At 71.9% G+C, this 22138-nt stretch carries 20 protein-coding genes; 5 read left to right on the forward strand and 15 right to left on the reverse strand.

Annotated features, from left to right (window positions below; translation table 11 throughout):
• Nucleotide 1: 1 nt before the first annotated feature.
• Complete coding sequence (dnaK, locus tag NVV95_RS14750; RefSeq protein WP_259487319.1) at nt 2-1873, reverse strand: molecular chaperone DnaK; 1872 nt, start codon at nt 1871-1873, stop codon at nt 2-4.
• A gap of 163 nt (nt 1874-2036) precedes the next feature.
• Nucleotides 2037-3344, reverse strand: coding sequence for a S1C family serine protease (locus NVV95_RS14755; protein ID WP_259487320.1), 1308 nt, complete (start codon nt 3342-3344; stop codon nt 2037-2039).
• A 134-nt stretch (nt 3345-3478) separates the two neighbouring features.
• Between NVV95_RS14755 and NVV95_RS14760 the strand changes: the two genes are divergently transcribed.
• The gene (locus NVV95_RS14760; protein WP_259487321.1) at nt 3479-4828 is read left to right on the forward strand and encodes an MFS transporter; all 1350 of its coding nucleotides are present in this window, start codon (nt 3479-3481) and stop codon (nt 4826-4828) included.
• 33 nt (nt 4829-4861) lie between these two features.
• Here the strand turns inward: NVV95_RS14760 and crcB are convergent, their stop codons facing one another.
• From crcB to NVV95_RS14785, 5 genes are all read right to left on the reverse strand, one after another.
• A complete protein-coding gene (gene crcB / locus NVV95_RS14765; protein WP_259487322.1) occupies nt 4862-5242 on the reverse strand; it encodes a fluoride efflux transporter CrcB in 381 nt (126 codons plus the stop codon).
• Nucleotides 5239-5709, reverse strand: coding sequence for a fluoride efflux transporter FluC (locus NVV95_RS14770; RefSeq protein ID WP_259487323.1), 471 nt, complete (start codon nt 5707-5709; stop codon nt 5239-5241). Before NVV95_RS14770 ends, crcB begins: the two co-directional genes overlap by 4 nt.
• Nucleotides 5710-5785: 76 nt before the next feature.
• Nucleotides 5786-6493, reverse strand: a complete 708-nt coding sequence (locus NVV95_RS14775) for a copper resistance CopC family protein (RefSeq protein WP_259487324.1) — start codon at nt 6491-6493, stop codon at nt 5786-5788.
• Nucleotides 6490-7302, reverse strand: coding sequence for a YcnI family copper-binding membrane protein (locus NVV95_RS14780; protein WP_259487325.1), 813 nt, complete (start codon nt 7300-7302; stop codon nt 6490-6492). The genes NVV95_RS14775 and NVV95_RS14780 overlap by 4 nt, the downstream gene beginning before the upstream one ends.
• Nucleotides 7303-7381: 79 nt before the next feature.
• On the reverse strand, nt 7382-8074 hold the full coding sequence (locus NVV95_RS14785) for a hypothetical protein (protein WP_259487326.1): 693 nt from the start codon (nt 8072-8074) through the stop codon (nt 7382-7384).
• Nucleotides 8075-8322: 248 nt separating this feature from the next.
• Here NVV95_RS14785 and NVV95_RS14790 point away from each other — a divergent pair, with 248 nt between their 5' ends.
• Nucleotides 8323-9297, forward strand: a complete 975-nt coding sequence (locus NVV95_RS14790; protein WP_259487327.1) for a sigma-70 family RNA polymerase sigma factor — start codon at nt 8323-8325, stop codon at nt 9295-9297.
• Nucleotides 9298-9371: 74 nt separating this feature from the next.
• Entirely contained in the window at nt 9372-11921 is a 2550-nt protein-coding gene (locus tag NVV95_RS14795; protein ID WP_259487328.1) for an excinuclease ABC subunit UvrA, read from the forward strand.
• Nucleotides 11922-11961: 40 nt separating this feature from the next.
• Here NVV95_RS14795 and NVV95_RS14800 read toward each other — a convergent pair whose 3' ends face one another.
• The 8 genes from NVV95_RS14800 to NVV95_RS14835 form a co-directional block, all read right to left on the reverse strand.
• Nucleotides 11962-13287: an APC family permease gene (locus NVV95_RS14800; protein WP_259487329.1), complete on the reverse strand. Its 1326-nt coding sequence runs from the start codon at nt 13285-13287 to the stop codon at nt 11962-11964.
• Between the two features lie 105 nt (nt 13288-13392).
• A complete protein-coding gene (locus tag NVV95_RS14805) occupies nt 13393-14751 on the reverse strand; it encodes an SGNH/GDSL hydrolase family protein (RefSeq protein ID WP_259487330.1) in 1359 nt (452 codons plus the stop codon).
• A 30-nt stretch (nt 14752-14781) separates the two neighbouring features.
• Nucleotides 14782-15642, reverse strand: coding sequence for a prenyltransferase (locus NVV95_RS14810; RefSeq protein WP_259487331.1), 861 nt, complete (start codon nt 15640-15642; stop codon nt 14782-14784).
• Entirely contained in the window at nt 15639-15962 is a 324-nt protein-coding gene (locus tag NVV95_RS14815; protein WP_259487332.1) for a lycopene cyclase domain-containing protein, read from the reverse strand. The genes NVV95_RS14810 and NVV95_RS14815 overlap by 4 nt, the downstream gene beginning before the upstream one ends.
• A complete protein-coding gene (locus tag NVV95_RS14820) occupies nt 15959-16282 on the reverse strand; it encodes a lycopene cyclase domain-containing protein (protein ID WP_259487333.1) in 324 nt (107 codons plus the stop codon). The genes NVV95_RS14815 and NVV95_RS14820 overlap by 4 nt, the downstream gene beginning before the upstream one ends.
• 12 nt (nt 16283-16294) lie before the next feature.
• Nucleotides 16295-18040 carry a phytoene desaturase family protein gene (crtI, locus tag NVV95_RS14825; protein WP_259487334.1) on the reverse strand — a complete coding sequence of 582 codons (1746 nt, stop codon included), beginning with the start codon at nt 18038-18040 and terminating at the stop codon, nt 16295-16297.
• Complete coding sequence (locus NVV95_RS14830) at nt 18037-18954, reverse strand: phytoene/squalene synthase family protein (RefSeq protein ID WP_259487335.1); 918 nt, start codon at nt 18952-18954, stop codon at nt 18037-18039. The genes crtI and NVV95_RS14830 overlap by 4 nt, the downstream gene beginning before the upstream one ends.
• A 4-nt stretch (nt 18955-18958) precedes the next feature.
• Nucleotides 18959-20029 (reverse strand): polyprenyl synthetase family protein, encoded by a 1071-nt coding sequence (locus tag NVV95_RS14835; protein WP_259487336.1) that lies wholly within the window; start codon nt 20027-20029, stop codon nt 18959-18961.
• Between the two features lie 45 nt (nt 20030-20074).
• Here NVV95_RS14835 and idi point away from each other — a divergent pair, with 45 nt between their 5' ends.
• A complete protein-coding gene (gene idi, locus NVV95_RS14840) occupies nt 20075-20608 on the forward strand; it encodes an isopentenyl-diphosphate Delta-isomerase (RefSeq protein ID WP_259487337.1) in 534 nt (177 codons plus the stop codon).
• Nucleotides 20609-20696: 88 nt separating this feature from the next.
• Entirely contained in the window at nt 20697-22127 is a 1431-nt protein-coding gene (locus tag NVV95_RS14845; RefSeq protein WP_259487338.1) for an alanine--tRNA ligase-related protein, read from the forward strand.
• Nucleotides 22128-22138: the final 11 nt, after the last annotated feature.

The raw sequence follows: 22138 nt of genomic DNA on the forward strand, positions 1-22138 counted from the left end.
ATTACTTGCCCTTCGGCTCGTCTTCGTCTTCGACGACCTCGGCGTCGACCACGTCGTCGTCGTTGCTCGACGTCGACTCGGTCGGCTCCCCCTGCTCGCCGGCAGGCGCCGAGGCGTCGGCCTGTGCAGAAGCATAGATGGCCTGGCCGAGCTTCTGCTGGCTCTCGTTGAGCTTGTCGAACGCGGTCTTCACGGCCGCGTCGTCCTCACCCGCGAGCGCGGTCTTGAGGGCGTCGACATCGGCCTGCACGTCGTTCTTGACGTCGTCGGGCAGCTTGTCGGCGTTGTCCTTGATGAGCTTGTCGGTCGAGTACGCGAGCGTCTCGGCCTGGTTGCGCACCTCGGCGGCCTCGCGACGCGCCTTGTCCTCGGCGGCGTGCTCCTCGGCCTCGCGCACCATGCGCTCGATGTCCTCCTTGGGCAGCGACGAGCCGCCCGTGATGGTCATCGACTGCTCCTTGCCGGTGCCCTTGTCCTTCGCCGAGACGTGCACGATGCCGTTCGCGTCGATGTCGAAGGTGACCTCCACCTGCGGGATGCCGCGGGGGGCCGGAGCGATGCCGGTGAGCTCGAAGGTGCCCAGGTTCTTGTTGTCGCGGGTGAACTCGCGCTCGCCCTGGAAGACCTGGATGGCGACCGACGGCTGGTTGTCGTCGGCGGTCGTGAAGGTCTCGCTGCGCTTGGTGGGGATGGCCGTGTTGCGCTCGATGAGCTTGGTCATGATGCCGCCCTTGGTCTCGATGCCGAGCGACAGCGGGGTGACGTCGATGAGCAGCACGTCCTTGCGCTCACCCTTCAGCACACCGGCCTGCAGCGCGGCACCGACGGCGACGACCTCATCGGGGTTGACGCCCTTGTTCGGGTCCTTTCCACCGGTGAGCTTCTTGACGAGCTCGACCACGGCGGGCATACGGGTCGATCCACCGACGAGCACCACGTGGGCGATGTCGTTGACCGACACGCCGGCCTCGGCGATCACGTCGCGGAAGGGCTTCTCGGTGCGGGCGAGCAGGTCGCTCGTCAGCTCCTCGAACTTCGCGCGGGTGAGGGTGGCGTCGAGGTTGGCGGGGCCGTTCTCGGTGAGCGAGAGGTAGGGCAGCGTGATGCTGGCCGACATGCCCGACGAGAGCTCCTTCTTGGCCTGCTCCGCGGCCTCCTTGAGGCGCTGCAGGGCGATCTTGTCCTTCGAGACGTCGACGCCCGTGGTGTCCTTGAACTGCTTGATCAGGTACTCGACGACCCGCTGGTCCCAGTCGTCGCCGCCGAGGCGGTTGTCGCCCGAGGTGGCGCGCACCTGGATGGTCGAGAAGTCGTCGTCCTTGCCCACTTCGAGCAGCGACACGTCGAACGTTCCGCCACCGAGGTCGAAGACGAGGATGAGCTCGTCCTCCTTGCCCTTGTCGAGGCCGTAGGCCAGGGCGGCTGCGGTGGGCTCGTTGATGATGCGCAGCACGTTCAGGCCCGCGATCTCGCCGGCCTCCTTCGTGGCCTGGCGCTCGGAGTCGTTGAAGTACGCGGGCACGGTGATGACGGCGTCGGTGACGGTGTCGCCCAGGTACGACTCGGCGTCGCGCTTGAGCTTGCCCAGGATGCGGGCCGAGATCTCCTGCGGCGTGAGCTTCTTGCCGTCGATGTCGGCCTTCCAGTCGGTGCCGATGTGGCGCTTCACGCTGGAGATGGTGCGGTCGACGTTGGTGACGGCCTGGCGCTTCGCGGTCTCACCGACGAGCACCTCCCCGTCTTTGGCGAAGGCGACGACGGAGGGCGTGGTGCGGAAGCCCTCCGCGTTCGCGATGACGGTGGGCTCTCCACCCTCGAGCACGGCGACCACCGAGTTGGTGGTACCGAGGTCGATTCCTACTGCACGAGCCATGTGGCTGTTCTCCTTCTGTCGGTAGTGCTGAATACTGAAAGCCTGTGAGGCTTGAGCCTCGTGTGCTCAAGTTTTCCACCCACGCCATCCGGCGTCAAGTCCAGGTGGCAGAACTTGAGTGCACTCGACTCAACTCTCAGCGGGCATCCAGTATTCCCGACGGTCAGGCGGCCGGGCCGGCGATCAGCGTGACGTCGACCGTGGTGCTGGTGCCGGATGCGGTGGTCACCGCGAGCGTCACCGTCTCGCCCGGCTCCATCCCGCCGAGCACCGCGGTCAGCTGCTCGGCCGAGGCCACCGTGTCGCCGTTCACGGCCGTGATGACGTCACCCGCCGCAAGCCCCGCGGTGGCGGCGGGAGTGCCCTCGATCACCGAGGCCACGCCGGCCCCGGCCCCGGTTCCGGTGTCGGCCACGCCGATGCCGAGGAAGCCCGGGTAGCCGATCTCGATCGTGTCGGTGTCGGCACCGGCCTCGATCTGGGCGACGATGTCGAGCGCATCCCGGATCGGGATGGCGAAGCCCGTGATGTCGACCGACCCCGAGGAGGCCGCGGTGTCGATGCCCACGACCTCACCCTCGGCGTCGAGCAGCGGGCCGCCCGAGTCGCCCGAGACGATGTCGGCGTCGACCTGGATCAGACCGGAGAGGGTCTCACCCGAGATGCCGTACTCGCTCTGGGTGGTGATGGTCTGCTCGAGCGCCGCCACGGTGCCGGCGGCGGCCACGAGGTCGCCCGTACCCTCCGCGTTGCCGACAGCCGTCACGGCGTCGCCCGCCGCGAGCGCGCCCGAGGTGTCAAGCGCCGCGGTGGTCAGACCGCTCGCGTCCTCGAGCTGCAGCACGGCGATGTCGTGGGTCTTGTCGGTGCCCACCACGGTGGCCGTGTAGCTCTCGCCGGTCAGCTCGTCGGTGACCCGGATGCTCGTCGAGCCCTCGATCACGTGGTTGTTCGTCAGGATCATCCCGTCGGAGGTGAGCACGATACCCGTGCCCGCCGACTGGGCGCCCTGGTAGCCGAGGTCGGACACGATGGTGACGACACCCGCGGTCTGCGCCGCCGTGGCGGCGACGGCGTCGGTCTGGGTCGAGGTGCCGGTGCTGCTCGAGCTGCCGGAGCCGGAGCCGGCGCCCCGCCCGTAGGGCGACGAGTAGCCGTACGACGGCAGCTGCGACGACGGCAGCTCCACCACGGTCGAGGAGGAGGTGCCGGTCGGCGTCGAGCCCGCCGACGCGGTCGCGGCGGCGAGGCCCGACGCGTAGGACGCGCCGCCGACGATGAGCAGGGTGGCAGCGCCGAAGGCGGCGAGGCTCGAGACGACGGCCACGCGTCCGCGGCGGCTGCGCCGGGTGGCGCGGTTGGGGAGGAAGGACGAGGGAGTCGAGGGGGACGAGGGCGTCGAGGGCATCGAGGGCGTCGCTCCGGTCAGGGGCGGTACGGGCGGCAGGTCGCGGGGGTCGGTGTCGGTCATGCGTCCATTTGACGGCGCTCGATTGGGGGGCGGCTCCGGCCGGGCTATGAGCTTCTTATGACCGACCGGGCGGCACGCGCATCCGACCCGTTTCACAGCGCCTGCCGTTCACCACCCCGCAGTACGGTAGCCCCATGACCGACGGCGCCGCCCTCACCGACCTGCCCCCGACCGCGGAGCGGCCCAAGGGCCGGCACGTGCTCGCCTGGGGGCTGTGGGACTGGGGCTCCGCCTCGTTCAACGCCGTGATCACCACCTTCGTGTTCACCGTGTACCTCACGAGCGACGCGTTCGGCGGCGAGACCGCGGTGTCGGCGCAGCTCGGCATCGCCATGACGATCGCCGGTGTGCTCGTGGCCCTGCTCGCCCCGATCACCGGGCAGCGCAGCGACCGGCGGGGGCGCCGCAAGCTCTGGCTCGCGGTGAACACCTACATCGTGGTGCTGCTGTCGGCGCTGATGTTCTTCGTGGCGCCCGCCGCCTCGTTCCTCTGGCTCGGGCTCATCCTGCTGGCGGTCGGCACGATCTTCTTCGAGTTCGCCTCGGTCAACTACAACGCGATGCTCTCGCAGGTGTCGACGCCCGCCACCGTCGGCAAGGTCTCAGGGCTCGGCTGGGGCCTCGGCTACGTGGGCGGCATCGTACTGCTGCTGTTCGTCTACTTCGGCTTCATCGCGCCCATCGGCGGCTCGGCGCTGTTCGGGGTGCCCTCGACCGACGGGTACCCGGTGCGGGTGACGGTGCTCGTGTCGGCCATCTGGTTCGGCGTCTTCGCGCTTCCGGTGCTGCTGACGGTGCCCGAGAACCGGGCGGCGACGGATGCCCGGGCCGCCGCCCCCCGCGTGGGCGTCGTCGAGTCGTACCGGATCCTGTTCCGGCACATCCGCACCCTCTACCGGGAGGACCGGCAGACCGCCTACTTCCTGATCGCGAGCGCCGTCTTCCGCGACGGGCTGACGGGCGTGTTCACCTTCGGCGGCGTGCTCGCCGCGGGATCGTTCGGCTTCAGCTCGGGCCAGGTGATCATCTTCGCGATCGCGGCCAACGTGGTGGCGGGGGTGTCGACGATCCTGGTGGGGCTGCTCGACGACCGCTTCGGGCCGAAGCCCGTGATCGTCACGGCGCTGGTGGGGCTTCTCGTCTGTGCAGGCTTCGTGTTCGCGCTGCACGAGGGCGGGCAGACAGTGTTCTGGACCTTCGGGCTCGCACTCTGCGCCTTCGTGGGGCCGGCGCAGTCGGCGAGCCGGTCGTTCCTCTCGCGGCGCATCCCGGCGGGGCGCGAGGGCGAGATCTTCGGGCTGTACGCCACCACCGGGCGCGCCGCGTCGTTCCTGGCTCCGCTGATGTTCACGGTGTTCATCGGCATCGGCGCCGCCGTCAGCCCCGCGGGGGCGAACGTGCAGTACTGGGGCATCGCCGGCATCGCGCTGGTGCTGCTCGCGGGGCTGCTGCTGCTCATCCCGGTGCGCGGCCGGGCGCGCTAGCCCGCTCGTCGACCAGGGTGCACGGCCGACGCGCTAGCCCGCGAGGGTTCCGAGCCAGAGGCCGAGGGTCGCGACCGCGACCGAGGCCGCCAGCATCCCGAGGCCGTTCGCGAGCGCCGCGCCCGGGCGGCGCAGCTGCAGCAGCCGCACGGTCTCGAAGCTCGCGGTGCTGAAGGTCGTGTAGCCGCCGAGCAGCCCGGTGCCCAGCACGAGCAGCCACTGCTCCGACACGAGCTGCGCGAGCGCCAGCCCGGTCAGCAGCCCCAGCAGGAACGACCCCGTCACGTTGATGATCGTCACCCCGACCGGGTAGCTCGAGCGGATGCGCGCCCGTACGACCCCGTCCACGACGAAGCGCAGGGCCGCCCCGACGCCCCCGGCCGCCGCCACCGCGACGAAGAGCAGCGGCGTCACTGCGGGTCTCCTGACGAGTCGGAGTCGACGGGCATCCGGTCGCGACCCTCGGGGCTGCCGACGGCGGCGCCGAGCGCGATGCCGCCCCAGCTCGCGACCGCCCCGAGCAGCACGGTGGCGAGCCCGTAGGCGAGGGCCAGCGCGACACCGCCCGAGGTGAGCAGCACCGCGCTGTCGGAGGAGAGCGCGCTGTAGGTCGTGAAGCCGCCGAGCACACCCGTGCCGACGAGCAGGCGCAGTGTGCGCCGGCGGCCGGTGTCGGGCCCGCGGGCGGTGAGGGCCTGCAGCAGCAGCCCGAGCACGAAGGCCCCGACGAGGTTGATGCCGAAGATCGCCAGGGGGAACCCGCCGACCGGATGCACGACCAGCCCGATCGCGGCCCGCAGCGCCGTGCCCGCCGCTCCGCCGGCCGCGACGAGCGCGACCGGCCCGGCCCGCAGGTGGTCGGCCCGCTGCGCTCTCGTCACGCAGCCAGGCTACCCGCCCCGCGGTCCGGGCCGCCGAGCGGGCCCGGCCGCGGAGTGGGCCGGGCCGGGGCCCGCCTCAGGCGGTCGGCCGGCGCCTCAGCACGACCGCCAGGGCCACGACGACCGCGAGCAGCAGCGCGACCGCCGCACCCACGCCCACGAGCACCAGCGGCACCGGTGAGGAGCCGTCGGCGGCCGGCACAGCCGACGCCGTCGGGGTCTCCGTCGCCGGATCGGCGCTGGCGGCGGGCGTGCCCGCGGCACTCGGCGGGGGCTCCGTCGCCGTGGGGGTCGCCGCGGCCGTCGCCGCCGCGGTGGGGGCCGTCGGCGCCGCGGCCACCGGCCCCTCGTAGTCGAAGGCGTACTCCCCCGACACCGGATGCCCGTCGGAGGAGACCGTCTGCCAGATCACCTCGTACGACCCGGTGGTCGACGGCGCCACCGCGATCGAGAGAGTGCTGTCGACGATCGACACCTCACCGCTCGACACCGTTGCTCCGGCGGGGTCGTGCACCTCGACCGCGATGCCCGCACCGAGCTCGGTCAGCGGCGGCTCGTTGAACGTCAACGACACCTCGCTCAGCGCCTCGGTCACGGTCGCATCGGCGGCCGGCGAGGTCGAGACGAGGAAGTCGTGGGCGGATGCGGCCGAGCCGCCCGCCACCAGGCCCGCGAGCCCGAGCCCGGTCGCGAACACCCCGGCAGCCAGGCCACCGACGAGTCGCGATCGGCGGCCAGCCCGCACCCGCGCCTGCTCCGGCCCACCGACCCTCCCGCGGGTCATCGCCCGACCGTCCCGTCGCCGGCCCCACCGGACGCGCCGGCCGCGCCGGTCGGACGCCGGCGCAGCAGCGCCAGCGCTGCCACGACCAGGGCACCCGCGCCGAGCACGAAGCCCCCGATCCCGAAACCGAGACCGAGCGCGCCCAGCTCGTCGCCCGAGGAGGAGCCGCCCGCGGCGACAGAAGCCGAGCCACCCGAACCCGACCCCGCCGTCACCGGCGCCATCCCCGCGTGCTCGTCCACCGGCGGCGCGTCGTTCACGTACAGCACCGGCGCCGGGTGCTCCGGCTCGGCCCCGTCCGCCCCGAGCGGCTCGTCCCAGTCCACGACCGTGCCGTCGGAGTAGCCCTGATGCGCGGGCAGCACGATCGACCCGGTGTCGGGCACCGGGCCCACCGAGATCGGGAAGAGCTGGAACTCCCCGTCGCCGATCCCGGCCCCGTCGATCGCGGTCCAGGTGACCGAGACGGGAGCCTCGGTGACGGTGGCGTCGCCGACCTCGATCGGCTCGGGCAGCGCGGCGGTCGTGACCTGGGCGGTCCACCCGGGCACGGGCTGGTAGCTGACGCTGGTGAAGGGGGTGTCGGTCGGCAGGTCGACGGTGAGCGAGGTGGTGCTCGCCGTGGCCGACTCGTTCGGCACCTTGAAGGTGAGGGTCGTGTAGCCGCCGGGGCCGGCCTGACCCGGGTCGACTCGCACGTGCGCGCCGGCCGAGAGAGGTGCCGCGATCGCCAGGGCGAGGGCGGCGAGACCCGAGAGGGTCGCGATCCCGGTCGTGCGGGCACGCCGAGAGGAGGTCTGAGTGGTCATGGTTCCGATTTCGTTCGAAGGTTTGTGGGGTCGCGAGAGCGCGCGCACACCGACCCTCCGAACGCGAGACGTCGACGGTTCAGAGAGAAGGATTCGCGGCGAGCGCCCGAGGCGGCCCCCGGTGCCCGAGGCTCCCGAGCGCGAACATCCACTCCTTCAGCACCGGCCCCACCGCGACGCTGAACGTGCGCAACCGGTGGACCAGCGATGAATTCTCGGTGACCGCCGCGTGCAGCCCGGCCACCAGACGGGCGAGGGTCACACCGGCGACCCGCCCGGCGAGCACCCGCACGGGCTCCCAGACCCGGTGCCGGCCGAGCTCCAGGAGCCGCCGAGCGACGAGTTCGCCGCGGGCGAGCACCAGCACCGTCAGCACCGCGGCCACGGCGTGCGACGCCCACATCCAGCCGGAGTCGTGGCTGTGCGTCGGAGCGGCGAGAGTGCTCTGCAGAGCATCCGGAACCAGGGTCGAGAACGACCGGCCGTGGTGATGGGCGGTCGCGACGGTGAGCCCCGAGCCGGAACCCGCCCCGACCCCGAAGAGCAGGTGGAAGGCGAACTGGCTGGTCGGGACGGCTATGGCGAGCCGGGGCAACGAGAGCCGGCGGCCCGCCAACGCGACGCAGACGATCGCGGCGAATGCGGCGGCGAGCGCCGCACCCACGACCCCGGGTGCCCCGCCCCCGGCCGCCACGTGCGACAGGGCCGCGAGGAACAGGGCGACAGCGGCGGCGGCGAGGCCGCGCCCGGCCCTCGTCGCTCTGCTCGTCATAACTCGATCTTAAGTCGGGAAACGAACTCTCCCGACGCGGGCTTGACTTAAGATCTGACAGACGAGAAGTTAGACGAACTAGATACATGGCGTTAAAGACAGCGAATGTCAACCCCCCTTGGCCCCATTAGGGGGCACAACCCGAGGCGGGCTAGCCTGCCGATACGACCTGATCGAACGCACCGCCCCGCACGACTCGGAGCGGTCGCAGTGCAAGTGAAGTAGTCGAAGTAGACACGGAGATCAACATGTCACGCACCGCAGTCACGACCGCCCCCGAGATCGACGACGCCGAGCCCCAGGCCCGCCTCAGTGACATCCGTGGGGCCTCCGAAGACCCCGTGAAGGACTACCTGCGCCAGATCGGCCGCACGGCCCTCCTCACCGCCGAGGACGAGGTCGACCTCGGCCGCCGCATCGAGGTCGGCGTGATCGCCGACGCGAAGCTCGCCGAGAACCCCGTCATCGACGCCACCCTCAAGCGCGAACTCCAGTACCTCGCCCGCGACGGCCAGGCGGCGAAGCGCCAGCTGATCCAGGCGAACCTCCGCCTCGTGGTCTCCATCGCCAAGCGCTACCTCGAGCGCGGCCTGCCCTTCCTCGACCTGATCCAGGAGGGCAACATCGGCCTCGTGCGGGCCGTCGAGAAGTTCGACTACCAGGCCGGCTTCAAGTTCTCGACCTACGGCTCCTGGTGGATCAAGCAGTCCATCAACCGCGCCCTCGCCGACAGCGGCCGCATCATCCGCATCCCCGTGCACACCTCGGAGAAGATCTCCTCCATCACGCGCATGCAGCGCCGGCTGATGATCGAGCTGGGCCGCGAGCCCTCCATCGACGAGGTCGCCGCCGCGGTCGACCTGCCGCCGGCCAAGGTGCAGGAGCTGATCCGCCACGGTCGCGACACGGTCTCCATCCACACGCCGGTGGGCGACGACGACGCCGAGCTCGGCGACCTCATTGAGGACACCACGCAGGCCCAGCCCTTCGACGCGGCCGCCGCCTCGCTGCAGCACCACGACCTCTCGGTCGCACTGGCCACCCTGCCTCCTCGCGAGGCCCGGGTTGTCTGCATGCGCTTCGGCCTCGACGGCGAAGACCCCATGTCGTTCGACCAGATCGGCGACGTGCTCGGGGTCTCCCGCGAGCGTGCCCGCCAGATCCAGCGTCGCGCGCTCGGCATGCTGCGCGACGAGGCCCTGCACGACTACCTGATCGCCTGACTCTGAATCCCCACACGCCCCTCGACCTCGTGCAGGTGCGAGGGGCCCGTGAGCACAACCTGCAGGGCGTCGACGTGGATCTTCCACGCGACGCCCTCGTGGCGTTCACCGGCGTCTCGGGTTCGGGCAAGAGCTCCCTCGCCTTCGGCACGCTCTACGCCGAGGCCCAGCGCCGGTACTTCGAGTCGGTCGCGCCCTACGCACGCAGGCTGATCGACCAGGTCGGCGTGGCCGACGTCGACTCGATCGAGGGCCTGCCGCCCGCCGTCGCCCTGCCGCAGCAGCGCTCGGGTGGCAGCGCCCGGTCGTCGGTCGGCAGCGCCACGACCATCTTCAGCGTGCTGCGCATGCTGTTCTCCCGGGTGGGCACGTATCCGCCGGGAGCGCCGATGCTCTACGCCGAGGACTTCTCGCCCAACACGGTGCAGGGCGCCTGCCCCACCTGCCACGGCATCGGCCGCGTGTTCGACGTGCCGCTCGAGCTCATGGTGCCCGACGACTCGCTGAGCATCCGCGACGGAGCCCTTGCGGCCTGGCCCACCGCCTGGCACGGTAAGCAGCTGCGCGACAGCCTGATCTCGCTCGGCTACGACGTCGACGTGCCCTGGCGCGAGCTCTCGGAGGAGCAGCGCAACTGGGCCCTGTTCACCGACGAGTCGCCGCAGGTGCCGATCTTCACCGACCGCTCGCCGGCCGAGGTGCGCAAGGCGGTCGCGGCCGGTCGGCAGCCGCGCTACATGAGCACCTTCCTCGGGGTGCGGCGTTACGTGCTCGACACCTTCGCGAATTCCAAGAGCGCCCGGATGCGCGAGCGCGCCTCGACGTTCATGCGCAGTGTGCCGTGCCCGAGCTGCGGCGGCAGTCGCCTCAAGCCCGAGGCCCTGGCCGTGACCTTCGAGGGGCGCACCATCGTCGAGGTCGCCGGGATGCCGCTCGACGAGGTCGCCGCGATGATGGCCGTCGCGCTGGAGCCGGACTGGGAGCCGCTGGACCGCCCCACCGGGCCGGTCGCCGCCTCCGCCGGGCCGGCCGCCGAACCGCTCGCCCCCGAGAAGCGCCTGGCCGCCCAGCGGCTGATCGCCGAGCTGCTCGCCCGGCTGTCGCCGATCACCGATCTCGGCCTGGGCTACCTGTCGCTCGACCGCACCACCGCGACCCTCTCCTCGGGCGAGCTGCAGCGGATGCGCCTGGCCACGCAGGTGCTCTCGCAGCTGTTCGGCGTGGTGTTCGTGCTCGACGAGCCGTCGGCGGGGCTGCACCCGGCCGATACCACCGCGCTGCTCGGCATCCTGCGGCGGCTGCGGGACAGCGGCAACACGGTGTTCTTCGTCGAGCACTCGCTCGACGTCATCCGCGAGGCCGACTGGATCGTCGACATCGGCCCGGGCCCCGGTGTCGAAGGTGGACGGGTGGTCTACTCGGGCGAGCTCGAGGGGCTGCGCGACGCCGAGGAGTCGGTTACGCGTCGGTATCTGTTCGGCGCGGAGGGTGGGTCGGCGGGAGGGCGCCGCCTCGCATCCGGCCCTCGAGCCGCCGACGTTTGGCTGGAGCTCGACGGCGTGACCCGGAACAACCTCGACGGTCTGTCGACGGCGTTCCCGGTGGGCTGCCTGACGGCGGTCACGGGCGTCTCGGGATCGGGCAAGTCGACGCTGGTGAACCAGGCGGTGCCCGAGCTGCTGCGCGCCGGACTGGCCAGCGAGGTCGAGGAGCGGGAGGACGCGGCAGGAGCCGAGCCCTCGGCCGGGGAGGCGGCGGCCGACAGCCTGCTGCTCACCCCCGCTCCCGTCGCCACGGCGGGGCGAGCGTCCGGGCCGGTCGAGCGGCTGCGCCGGGTCGTTCAGGTCAGCCAGAAGCCGATCGGCCGCACGCCGCGGTCCAACGTGGCGACGTACACGGGGCTGTTCGACCGCATCCGCACGCTGTTCGCCGCGACCCCCGAGGCACGACGGCGGCGCTACGCGGCGAGCCGCTTCTCGTTCAACCTGCCGAGCGGCCGGTGCCCCACCTGCAAGGGCGAGGGCACGATGGAGGTCGAGCTGCTCTTCCTGCCGACGGTGCACGCGCCGTGCAGCACCTGCCACGGGGCGCGGTACAACGAGGAGACGCTCGAGATCCGGTTCGAGGGGGCGACGATCGCCGAGGTGCTCGGGCTCAGCGTGCGTCGCGCCCGTGAACTGTTCGACGGCGACGCCGAGGCGGTGCGGCACCTGGATGCCCTGCTCGACGTCGGGCTCGGCTACGTGGCCCTCGGCCAGCCGGCGACCGAGCTTTCCGGCGGCGAGGCGCAGCGGGTGAAGCTCGCCTCGGAGCTGCGGCGGGTGCAGCGCGGAGACACGCTGTACCTGCTCGACGAGCCGACCTCGGGCCTGCACCCGGCCGACACCGACCGGCTGCTGGAGCACCTGCAGCGCCTGGTCGACGGCGGCAACACGGTGATCATGGTGGAGCACGACATGCGCGTGGTGGCGCAGGCCGACTGGGTGATCGACCTGGGGCCCGGCGCGGGTGAGGCGGGCGGCAGGGTGATGGTCGCCGGCACCCCGGGCGAGGTGGCGCGGGCGGCGGACAGCGTCACGGCACCCTTCCTGGCGGCCGCCCTCGACGCCGCCGCGGCCGGCTGAGCGCGCCCGAAACCCGCCGCGGCCCCCTCTCGCCCGGCGCCTAGCTGCGGGCCGCCCCCGTCGCGCGATGGCGGCGCCACCGGCGCACCAGCAGCCGGCCGAGCAGCCCCAGCGCCACCACCGCGGCGCCCGCGACGACCGAGGGCAGGGGCAGCGTCACCACGAGCACCACGCACCCCACCGCGCCGAGGAGCTGCAGGGCGCGCGGGTACCGCCGCGCATCCGCCGCCTGGGTGAACGCCGCCAGGTTCGCCACGAAGTAGTAGAGCAGCACCCCGAACGACGAGAACCCGATCGCCCCGCGCAGGTCGACGCTCAGCACGATCACCACCACCACCGCGCCGAGCACGAGTTCGGCCCGCCGGGGCACCCGGTAGCGCGGATGCACGGCGGTGAGCCCCCGCGGCAGGTCGCCCTCCCTGGCCATCGCCAGCGTGGTGCGGCCCACCCCGGCGACCAGCGCGAGCAGCGCTCCGAGGCACGCCAGCGCGGCACCCACCCTCACGACGGGAGCGGCCCAGTCCCACCCGTTCGCGCGCACGACCGCCACGAGCGGATCCGCCTGCCCCGCCAGCCCGCCCGGCCCCAGCGCGCCGAGCGCGACGGCGGCGATCACGGCGTAGAGGGCCAGCGCGATGCCGAACGCGATGGCGACGGCCCGCGGGATCGTGCGCGCCGGGTCGCGCACCTCCTCCCCCAGGGTCGCGATGCGGGCGTAGCCGGCGAAGGCGAAGAACAGCAGCCCGGCCGCCTGCAGCACGCCGTACGCGGTGGGCTCGCCGATCGCGAGGCCGCCGGCGGCGCCGCCTGCGCCCGCGCCACCGACCTCGCCCGAACCGCCGGCTCCCACCCCCGCACCGCCCGCACCCGCGACCCCCGACGCCACCACGAGCAGAAGCACCGCCACCACCGCGACCACCAGCACCCGCGCCACCCGGGCGGTGCGCGTGATGCCGAACGCGTTCACGGCCACGAGCGCCACCACGGCGAGCGCCGCCACCGGACGCTGCCACGCAGCCGGCACCGCGTACGCCGCGAACGCCAGCGCCATCGCGGCGCAGCTCGCCGTCTTGCCGATCACGAAGCACCACCCCGCGGCGAACCCCCACCACTCCCCCAGGCGCTCGCGTCCGTAGACGTAGGTGCCGCCGGCCGCCGGGTACTGCGCGGCCAGCTGCGCCGACGAGCTCGCGTTCGCGTAGGCCACGACGGCGGCCACCAGCAGCGCGACGAGCAGCAGCGACCCGGCGGCCGCCGCGGCCGGAGCGAGCGCCGAGAAGATGCCCGCCCCGATCATGGCGGCGAGCCCGATCACGACGGCGTCGCCGAGCCCCAACCGCCGGTCGAGGGGTGCAGACGTGCTCACGCCCGCACCCTACCCCGCCCCCGTGAACGGCGGACGACCCGCACCCGCGATCCAGCCCGGCGGCCCCGCCCGCCGGTCACCACCCGCCGGCCCCCACCCGCCGCCTCAGAGCCGCGGCACCGGCACGAGGCCCGCGATGATCGAGTGCCCCCGCGCCGAGAAGTGGATCCCGTCGGCGTTCACGTCGGCCCTCAGCAGCGACGGCTGCAGCGGGTCGCGCAGCGCGTAGTCGGCGTCGATCACCCGGTCGATCCCGGCCGGCACCAGCGCGAGCCATGCGTTCCAATCGAGCCGGGTCTGCTCCTCGGCCGGGCCGAGATCGCGGGGCGGCTCCGTCAGGGCGTACACCCGCGCATCCGGCCAGGATCGATGCACCGTCGCCACCATCCCCGCCCAGTCGCGCTGGATGTCGGCCAGCGGGCGGCCGTGCGCGATGTCGTTCGACGCGGTCCAGATGGTCACGACGTCGGGGTCGAGCTCGCCGTACTCGTCCCACTTCGCCGAGCCGGGTGCGAACACCGGGGTCTGCGCGCCCGGCGACGCGAACGTCACCGCGGCCGCGTCGTTCGACAGCGCCCACTGCTGCGGCCACGCCGTGGCCTGCCCGCGGGTGGGCGAGGCCGCCTCGTCGTAGCTGCCCGGCGCGTTCAGCGAGTGCCCGATGCTCACCAGCACCGGCACGTCGGGATCGACGCGGTACTCGATCCAGACGTCGAAGTAGCCGAGCGACACCGCCTGCCCGACCGGCCCGCTCGCGGCGAAGCGCTGCGAGGCCCCGCCGGTGTCGAGCCACGAGACCCCGGGTGTCGTGGCCAGGGTCGCCCCCGCCGGCGCCGTGAAGCCGAGCGCGAGCAGGTAGCCCGTGTGCGCCTCGAGGGCGAACCGGTCGGGTTCGATCCAGTCGGTCACCACCCCCTCCGCCGCCAGGTTCACGGTTCCCGAGACCCCCACGGGCGCGCCCTCGAACTCGCCGCTGAGACCGGTGACGGATGCTCCTCCCGCCCCGATCGGCGACGCCGCCTGCTCCCCCACCGCCATGCCCGTGATCGTCACGGGGTCGGTGAACACCTGCTCGGTGTCGAACTGCCAGTTGCGGAGATGCACCCGGAACGCCGTCGCGTCGGCACCCAGCTCGAACGGCACCCGCATGGCGGCGTCCAGCCGCGCCGAAGGGCTCGGCACGGCGTGGTCGATGGTGTGGCCGAAGCTGTAGTCGACCGTGCGTTCGGGGCTGCCGGCCTGCCGTCGAAGCGTCAGCCCCGACGGACCCGGCCCGTCGGCGACGAGGGTCGGCTCGGGGGCCGGCTCCGACGCGACCGCCCAGACCGAGATCCCGGAGGCCACCAGGGCGAGCGCCGCGCACGCGGCCGTGATGCCGATCAGCAGCCGGGGCCGGCGCTCCGCGATCCCCCGCACCCGCGAGCGCGCGGCTCCGATGCGCTCCCGGGCGGGCCGTCGTTCCATCCCAGCAGTGTAGACAGACGGCCGGTCAGCTCACGGACGCAGCACCCAGGTCCAGATCAGCAGCATCGTCACCACGAAGCCGCTCAGGAAGTTGAACAGCAGGAAGCGCTTCCAGCCCCGGTTGGCGCTCTCGGCGTCCTCGTCCCGCACCGACCAGTAGGGCACGACGCTCAGCGCGTAGGGCAGGGCCAGCACAGCGGCGATGGGCCCTGGCCAGTCCGAAGCGAGCAGCAGCAGGCCGGCGAGCACGTAGCAGGCGAAGGCGAAGCGCACGGTCGCCCGCCCGCCGATCACGGTCGCGATCGAGGAGATGCCGCCCTCGCGGTCGGCGACGATGTCCTGCACCGCGCCGAAGGCGTGGCTCGCCACCCCCCAGAGGAAGAAGGCACCGAGCACCGCCCAGAGGGCCGGCGTGAACACCGCCCCCGCCAGCACGAGACCGTAGACCAGCGGGCTGACGAAGTGGGTCGACGAGGTCAGCGAATCCAGGAACGGCCGCTCCTTGAAGCGCAGCCCCTTCATGCTGTACGCGATCACGGCGAAGACGCTCACGGCCAGCACGAGCCAGGACAGGGGCGACCCGACGGCGACGAGGTAGACGAGGAACGGGATGTTCGTGATCGCCACGGCCCAGAGCGTCACCCTGTGCAGCGACCGATCGAGCACAGCGCCCTCGACCCCGCCCTTCCGCGGGTTACGCAGGTCGGACTCGTAGTCGAAGACGTCGTTGATGCCGTACATCGCGAGGTTGTACGGGATGAGGAAGTAGATCGTGCCGAGCACGAACACCAGGTCGACCTCGCGGGTGGTCATCAGGTACCCCGCCGCGAACGGGAACGCGGTGTTCACCCACGACAGAGGCCGCGACGAGACCAGCAGCTGCCGGATCATGCGCGGCTCCGCGAACCGAGCAGCAGCCAGAGCGACGGCAGCAGCACCGCCGCCGCGAGCGCGTAGGCGAAGTCCTCGAGCGGGGCGATGCCGATGAAGGCCCCCGAGATGCGTCCCTCGTCGTATCCGACGAGCCCGACCGCGATCATGACGTTGTCGAACAGCGCCGTGAGCACCAGCAGCAGGCCGAGCGTGAGTCCGAAGACGCCCAGTATGCCTCGACGGGCATGCGGATGCGCCCGCCGCACGACCACGGCGGCGACCACCGCCACGACCGCCACCACGGCGAGGAACACGGCGTTCAGGGCCCAGTAGGTCATGCCGCCCTCCGTCGCTCGAGCAGGAGCTGCGCCCCGCGGAACACGTTCATCGTGAGGTAGCAGAGCAGGGTGAGGAAGAACAGCTCCTCGACCGGCAGCTCGGGCGCCACCTGGAGCCCGGTCATGAACGCCGTCTCGCCGCGGAAGAAGATGCCGAGGCCGATGCCGCACAGGTCCCACACCACGAAGAACAGCACGCCGGTCACGAGCACGATCGCCGCCCGCCGCGGGGCGTCGAAGAAGAACAGCCGGAACCGCCGATCGAGCACCACCATGCCGGTGAGCGACACCAGCAGGGCGGCGAGATACAGGATGCCCATGCCGGGCTCGCCCTAGAGTGCGAGCGGCTCGGGCAGAGCCGTCGTGGTCGTGTCGCCGTGCAGCCGCTTCAGCACCAGTTCAGCGCTGATCAGACACATCGGCAGGCCGATGCCTGGAGTCGTCGAGCCGCCCGCGTAGTAGAGGCCGTCGACCTTGGTGCTCACGTTGCGCGCGCGGAACATGGCGCTCTGGCGCAGCGTGTGCGCCGGCCCCAGGGCGGTTCCCCGCCAGGCGTTCAGCGTCTCGAGGAAGTCGGCCGGGCCGATGGTGCGGCGCACGACCACGCGCTCGGCGAGGTCGGGGATGCCCGCCCAGGTGGCGATCTGCTCGATCACGGTGTCGGCGAGCTGCTCGATGCGCGCGTCGCCCGCCCCGTCGACCCCACCCTTGCCGATGGCCGGGTCGGGCGGCAGCGGCACGAGCACGAAGAGGTTCTCGTGGCCCTCGGGGGCGACCCCGGGGTCGGTGGCGCTGGGCTTGCAGACGTACAGCGACGCGGGGTCGGGAACCTCGAGGTCGTCGAAGATCTTGCTGAAGTTCGACTTCCAGTCCTTCGTGAAGAACAGGGTGTGGTGCTCGAGCTCGGGCAGCTCGCCCTCGACGCCGAGCAGCACGAGCAGGGCGCTCGGGCCGGCCGTGCGCTTCTCCCAGTACGACTCGGGGTAGGTCTGCAGCTCGGGCAGCAGCAGGCTCGTCTCGGTGTGCCAGAGGTCGGCCGTCGAGACCACGACGTCGGCCTCGAGGGAGTGCGCGCGGCCCCCGTGGTCGATGTACTGCACGCCGCCGACGCGCGGGCGGCGCGGGGCGGGCCGGTCCGTGGCGTCGGCGTCGGCGCCGCCGGCGCGGGCGGGCTCGCCGCCCGGCTCCTCCCCCGCCAGCAGGCGGGCGAGCTCGTCGCGGTCGATCACGTCGGTGTCGTACATCGTCGTCTCGTAGTCGAAGGCGTCGACCGCCTGCGGCACGTCGGCCGTCGCTCCGTCGACCGCGGTCACGATGCGCTTCACGTCGGCGCCCGTGACGATCTGCACGCCCTCGGCGCGAGCGATCCGCTCGATCGCGGCGATCACCGTGGTGATGCCGCCCTGGGGGTAGAGCACGCCCTCGTCGAGGTCGAGGTGGCTCATCAGGTGGTACATGCTCGGAGCGGCATACGGCGAGCTGCCGAGGAAGACGGCCGGGTAGCCGAGCACCCGCACGAGCCGCTGGTCCTTCACCGTGCGGCCCGCGAACGAGTTCAGCGGCTCGGTGAGCAGCCTGAGCAGGCGCGGCAGGCGCTTCAGCACGGGCTTGGCCGTGAACACCGGCCCGAGCTTCTCGAAGGTCGAATAGAGGAAGAACTCCTTGGCCAGCTCGTAGGTCTCCTGCGCCGAGTCGAGGTAGCCGGCCATGCGCACGCCCGAGCCGGGCTCGAGCGACTCGAACAGGTCGAGGTTCTTCGCGCGGTCGGCCTGCAGGTCGATCGCCTTCTCCTCGCCCTCGAAGTAGACGCGGTACCCCGGGTCGAGCTTCACCAGCTCGAGCTCTGCGTCGGCGGTGGTGCCGAAGAGCCGGAAGAAGTGGTCGAAGACCTCGGGCATCAGGTACCAGGACGGGCCGGTCTCGAAGTGGAAGCCGTCCTTCTCCCAGGTGCCCGCGCGCCCGCCCAGCTCGTCGTTCTTCTCGAGCAGGGTCACCGTGTAGCCGTCGCGGGCCAGCAGGGCCGCGCTCGCGAGTCCGCTGATGCCGCCGCCGATCACGAGCGCTGTCTTCGCCGTCACTTGGTCGTGTCTCCCTCGGTGGCCCGACGGGCCGTGGTGGTCGTGGTCCGCTCGCGCGGCAGGCGCCCTGCCGCCGCCGAGAGCGCGAGCCGCGCCTTCACCGGGTTGGGCACACGGATGCGCGAGGTGGCCAGCACCTCGGCCGGCGTCGCGCGCAGCCGATCGGTGAGCTCCTCGAACAGGCTCTGGGCCAGGGCGACCGCCCGGCGGCTGCTCTTGGGCAGCCGGGGCAGGCTCGCACGGGCGATGCGCAGGTCGTCGTCGATGTCGGCGATGATGCGGGTCTTCTCGGCCTCGGTGAACGTGGTCACGTCGATGCCCGGGAAGTAGCTGCGGCCGAGCGAGCCGAAGTCGGCGGCGAGATCGCGCAGGAAGTTGATCTTCTGGAACGCGGCCCCGAGGTGACGGCCGCCGTCGACGAGCACGGCGTGCTCGGCGGGGCTGACGCGCTCGCCCCGCAGGAAGGCGGCGAGGCACATCAGGCCCACCACCTCGGCGGAGCCGTAGACGTAGTCGGTGAACGACTCAGGCGTGTGCCGGCTGGCCGAGATGTCGGCGCGCATCGAACGGAAGAAGGGGGTGGTGAGCTCGTCGCCGAAGCCGGTGCGGCGAGCGGTGAGCACGAACGCGTGCACCACCAGGTTGGTGCTGTACCCGCAGAGCAGGGCGCTGCAGGTCTCGCGCTCGAGCGCGTCGAGGCGCTCGGTGATCTCGGCGGCGCTCAGCTCGGCCGAGGCGGCGACCCCGTCGACGACCTCGTCGGCGAGGCGCACGAGGGCGTAGATGTTCTCGATGTCCTGCCGCACGGCGGGCGCGAGCAGGCGCGAGGCCAGCCCGAACGAGGTGGAGTAGCGGCGGATGACGACCGACGCGGTCTCCATGGCGACCTGGTCGTAGAGGCTCGGCCCGGTCATGCGCTCAGCGTACCCGCCCCAGCACCGCGGCGACCACGGGCTGGAACTCCTGGCGCACGGCGTCGGGCAGCGCATCCGTCACCAGCGCCTCCCAGGCCCGGTTGGCGAAATCACGGGCGAGGGCCTCGGCGAAACGGCGCGACCCGCCCGCCTCGAGCACGGCGCGGATGCGGTCGGCTCCCTCTGCGGTCAGCTCGGGCGAGCCGAAGAGCGTCTCGACCGCCGTCCAGCCCGGCTGGGTCACGGCGTGGGCGAGCAGCACGGTGCGCTTGCCCTCCCGCAGGTCGCCGAGCGTGGTCTTGCCGGTGTCGCTCTCGTCGCCGAAGACCCCGAGCAGGTCGTCGACGATCTGGTAGGCGATGCCGATGCTGCGGCCGAACATCCCGAGCGCGTCGACGGCCTCGCCCGAGGCGCCCGCCAGCACGGCGCCGGCCTGCAGTGGACCCTCGAAGGAGTAGCCGGCCGTCTTCAGCCGCTCCATGTCGACGATCTCGTCGACGGTCGGGGGCTCGGCGCGGATGGAGAAGTCGACGTCGTAGAGCTCTCCGGCGGCCGAGACGAACATCGCCTCGTCGAGGATGTCGTGCAGGCGCGTGCGCAGCACACCCTCGGCCCCGGAGCGGTCGAGCAGCCGGTAGCTGTTGAACAGCGCGAGGTCCCCCGCGATCACGGCGACCGACATGCCGCGGTGCTCGGCGGTGGGCAGCGGGATGCCCGCCGTGGTCGCGATGTCGCGGTAGCTGCCCGACACGTTGGGGCCGCCGCGCCGCACGAAGTCGCGATCGATCACGTCGTCGTGCACGATCAGCGCCGTGTGCAGCAGTTCGAACGCGGCGCCGACGTGCGCGGCCGCGTCGAGGTCGGTGCCGCCCAGGGCCTCGTAGGCCGCCATCACCATGCGCGGCCGGAACAGCTTGCCGCCGGAGGCGTTGCGCTCGAGGGTCTGCCAGAGCGCCGCATATGGTGCTCCCAGCGCGGTGGCGCGATAGTGGGAATCGCTGAAGAACGACGCCAGAACCCGTTCGACGTGCTGCCGTCGGCGTTCCGATACGGCGACCAGATCGTGCGTGTCCACGGTTCGACTTTACATGGCTGTCTACTAATAAAGGAGAATAGCGAAATGACCCCAGTGAACGAACAGGTCGTGCTGCTCTCCGACGACGGCGCCCCGATCGGCGTCGCCGACAAGAGCGCGGTGCACACCGAGCGCACTCCCCTGCACCTCGCCTTCTCCTGCCACGTCTTCGACGACGACGGGCGCATCCTCGTGACCCGGCGAGCGCTCGGCAAGCTGACCTGGCCCGGGGTCTGGACCAATTCGTTCTGCGGCCACCCGGCACCAGGTGAGCTGATGACGGATGCGGTGGTGCGGCGGGCCGAGAAGGAGCTGGGTCTCGAGATCACGGGTCTCGATCTCGCGCTGCCCGACTTCCGCTATCTCGCGATCGACGCCTCCGGCATCGTGGAGAACGAGATCTGCCCGGTGTTCACGGCGCGGGCGGCCTCCGCCGTGCATCCGAACCCCGACGAGGTCGCCGAGTGGCGCTGGGCCGACGCCGAGGAGCTCGGCACCGCGGTGGCGCTGACGCCGTGGGCGTTCAGCCCCTGGCTGACCCTGCAGCTGCCGCAGCTGCAGGCCCTGCCGACCCGCTGAGCACGAGTCGGGCACGGGCTCGGCACGCCCCCGGGCTGGGGGGTCGGGATCAGCCCCGTGGGCGGCGGCGCTGTGCGAAGCTGATGCCATGGACGCCCACGAGATCCGCAACTCCTACCTCGCCTTCCTCGAGAAGAACGGGCACACGGTGATCGAGCGGGCGCCGCTCGTGCCGCGGGGCGACACCAGCACGCTGTTCAACGGCAGCGGTATGCAGTCACTGCTGCCCTATCTGCTCGGCGAGCCGCACCCCGCCGGCAACCGCCTCGTCGACTCCCAGCCCTGCGTGCGCGCCCAGGACATCGACGACGTCGGCGACAACCGGCACACCACCTTCTTCGAGATGCTCGGCAACTGGTCGCTCGGCGACTACTTCAAGGAGACGCAGATCCGGCAGTTCTACGCGTTCCTCACCGACGTGGTGGGCCTGGACCCCGAGAACATCTACGTCACCTGCTTCATCGGCGACGCGGCCAACGGCATCCCCCGCGACGACGAGGCGGCGACGATCTGGGCCCAGGTGTTCGCCGAGAAGGGCGTCTCGAACGGCATCGCCGAGATCGGCTCACAGGCCGACGGCGACGCCCGCGGCGTGAAGCCCGGCGAGCGCATCTTCTTCTACGACGGCGGCGAGAACTGGTGGTCGCGCGGCGGCTCGCTCGAGGCCACCCCCATCGGCGACCCGTGCGGCCCCGACAGCGAGGTCTTCTACGACTTCGGCGCCGAGCACCAGGACCCGGCGTACGGCCTGGCGCACCCTGCCAGCGACGGCGGGCAGTTCATGGAGATCGGCAACCAGGTCTTCATGCAGTACCACCGCCTCGCCGACGGCTCGTTCGAGGAGCTCGCCAAGCGCAACGTCGACTTCGGCGGCGGGCTCGAGCGCATCGCGGCCGCGTCGCTCGGCTCCGACGACGTGTTCCGCATCTCGCTGCTCTGGCCGATCGTGCGGAAGCTCGAGCAGCTCACCGGCCGCTCCTACGACGACGAGACCGCCGCCATGCGGATCATCGCCGACCACCTCCGCGGCGCGACCTTCCTCGCGGTCGACGGCGTTCGGCCCTCGAACAAGGAGCAGGGCTACGTGATGCGGCGGCTGCTGCGCCGCGCCATCCGCCTCGCGCTCTCGCTCGGCCTGTCGGAGAACTTCTTCTCGGAGATCGTCCCGGTCATCGCCGACCTCTACGCCGCCGACTACCCCGAGGTCGCCGCGTCCCGCGACGAGGTCGTCGCCGTGCTGGTGAAGGAGGAGAACGCCTTCCGCCGCACGCTCGAGGGCGGGCTCGCCGCCCTGGCGCTCTATGAGGGGCAGACGCTGACGGGCACCGAGGTGTTCCGGCTCTCCGACACCCACGGGTTCCCGAAGGAGCTCTCGGTCGAGGAGGCCCGCCGGCTCGGCATCGACGTCGCCGACGACTGGGAGGCGAGCTTCGCCGAGGCCCTCGAGGAGCAGCGGGCGCGTTCGCGCGGCGCGACGCGGCTCGGCGCGGCCGGCCTGCCGGGCGGCGCCGGCAGCTGACGGGGCCGGGC

Source organism: Herbiconiux gentiana, from assembly GCF_024978135.1.
Classification (GTDB): Bacteria; Actinomycetota; Actinomycetes; order Actinomycetales; family Microbacteriaceae; genus Herbiconiux; species Herbiconiux gentiana.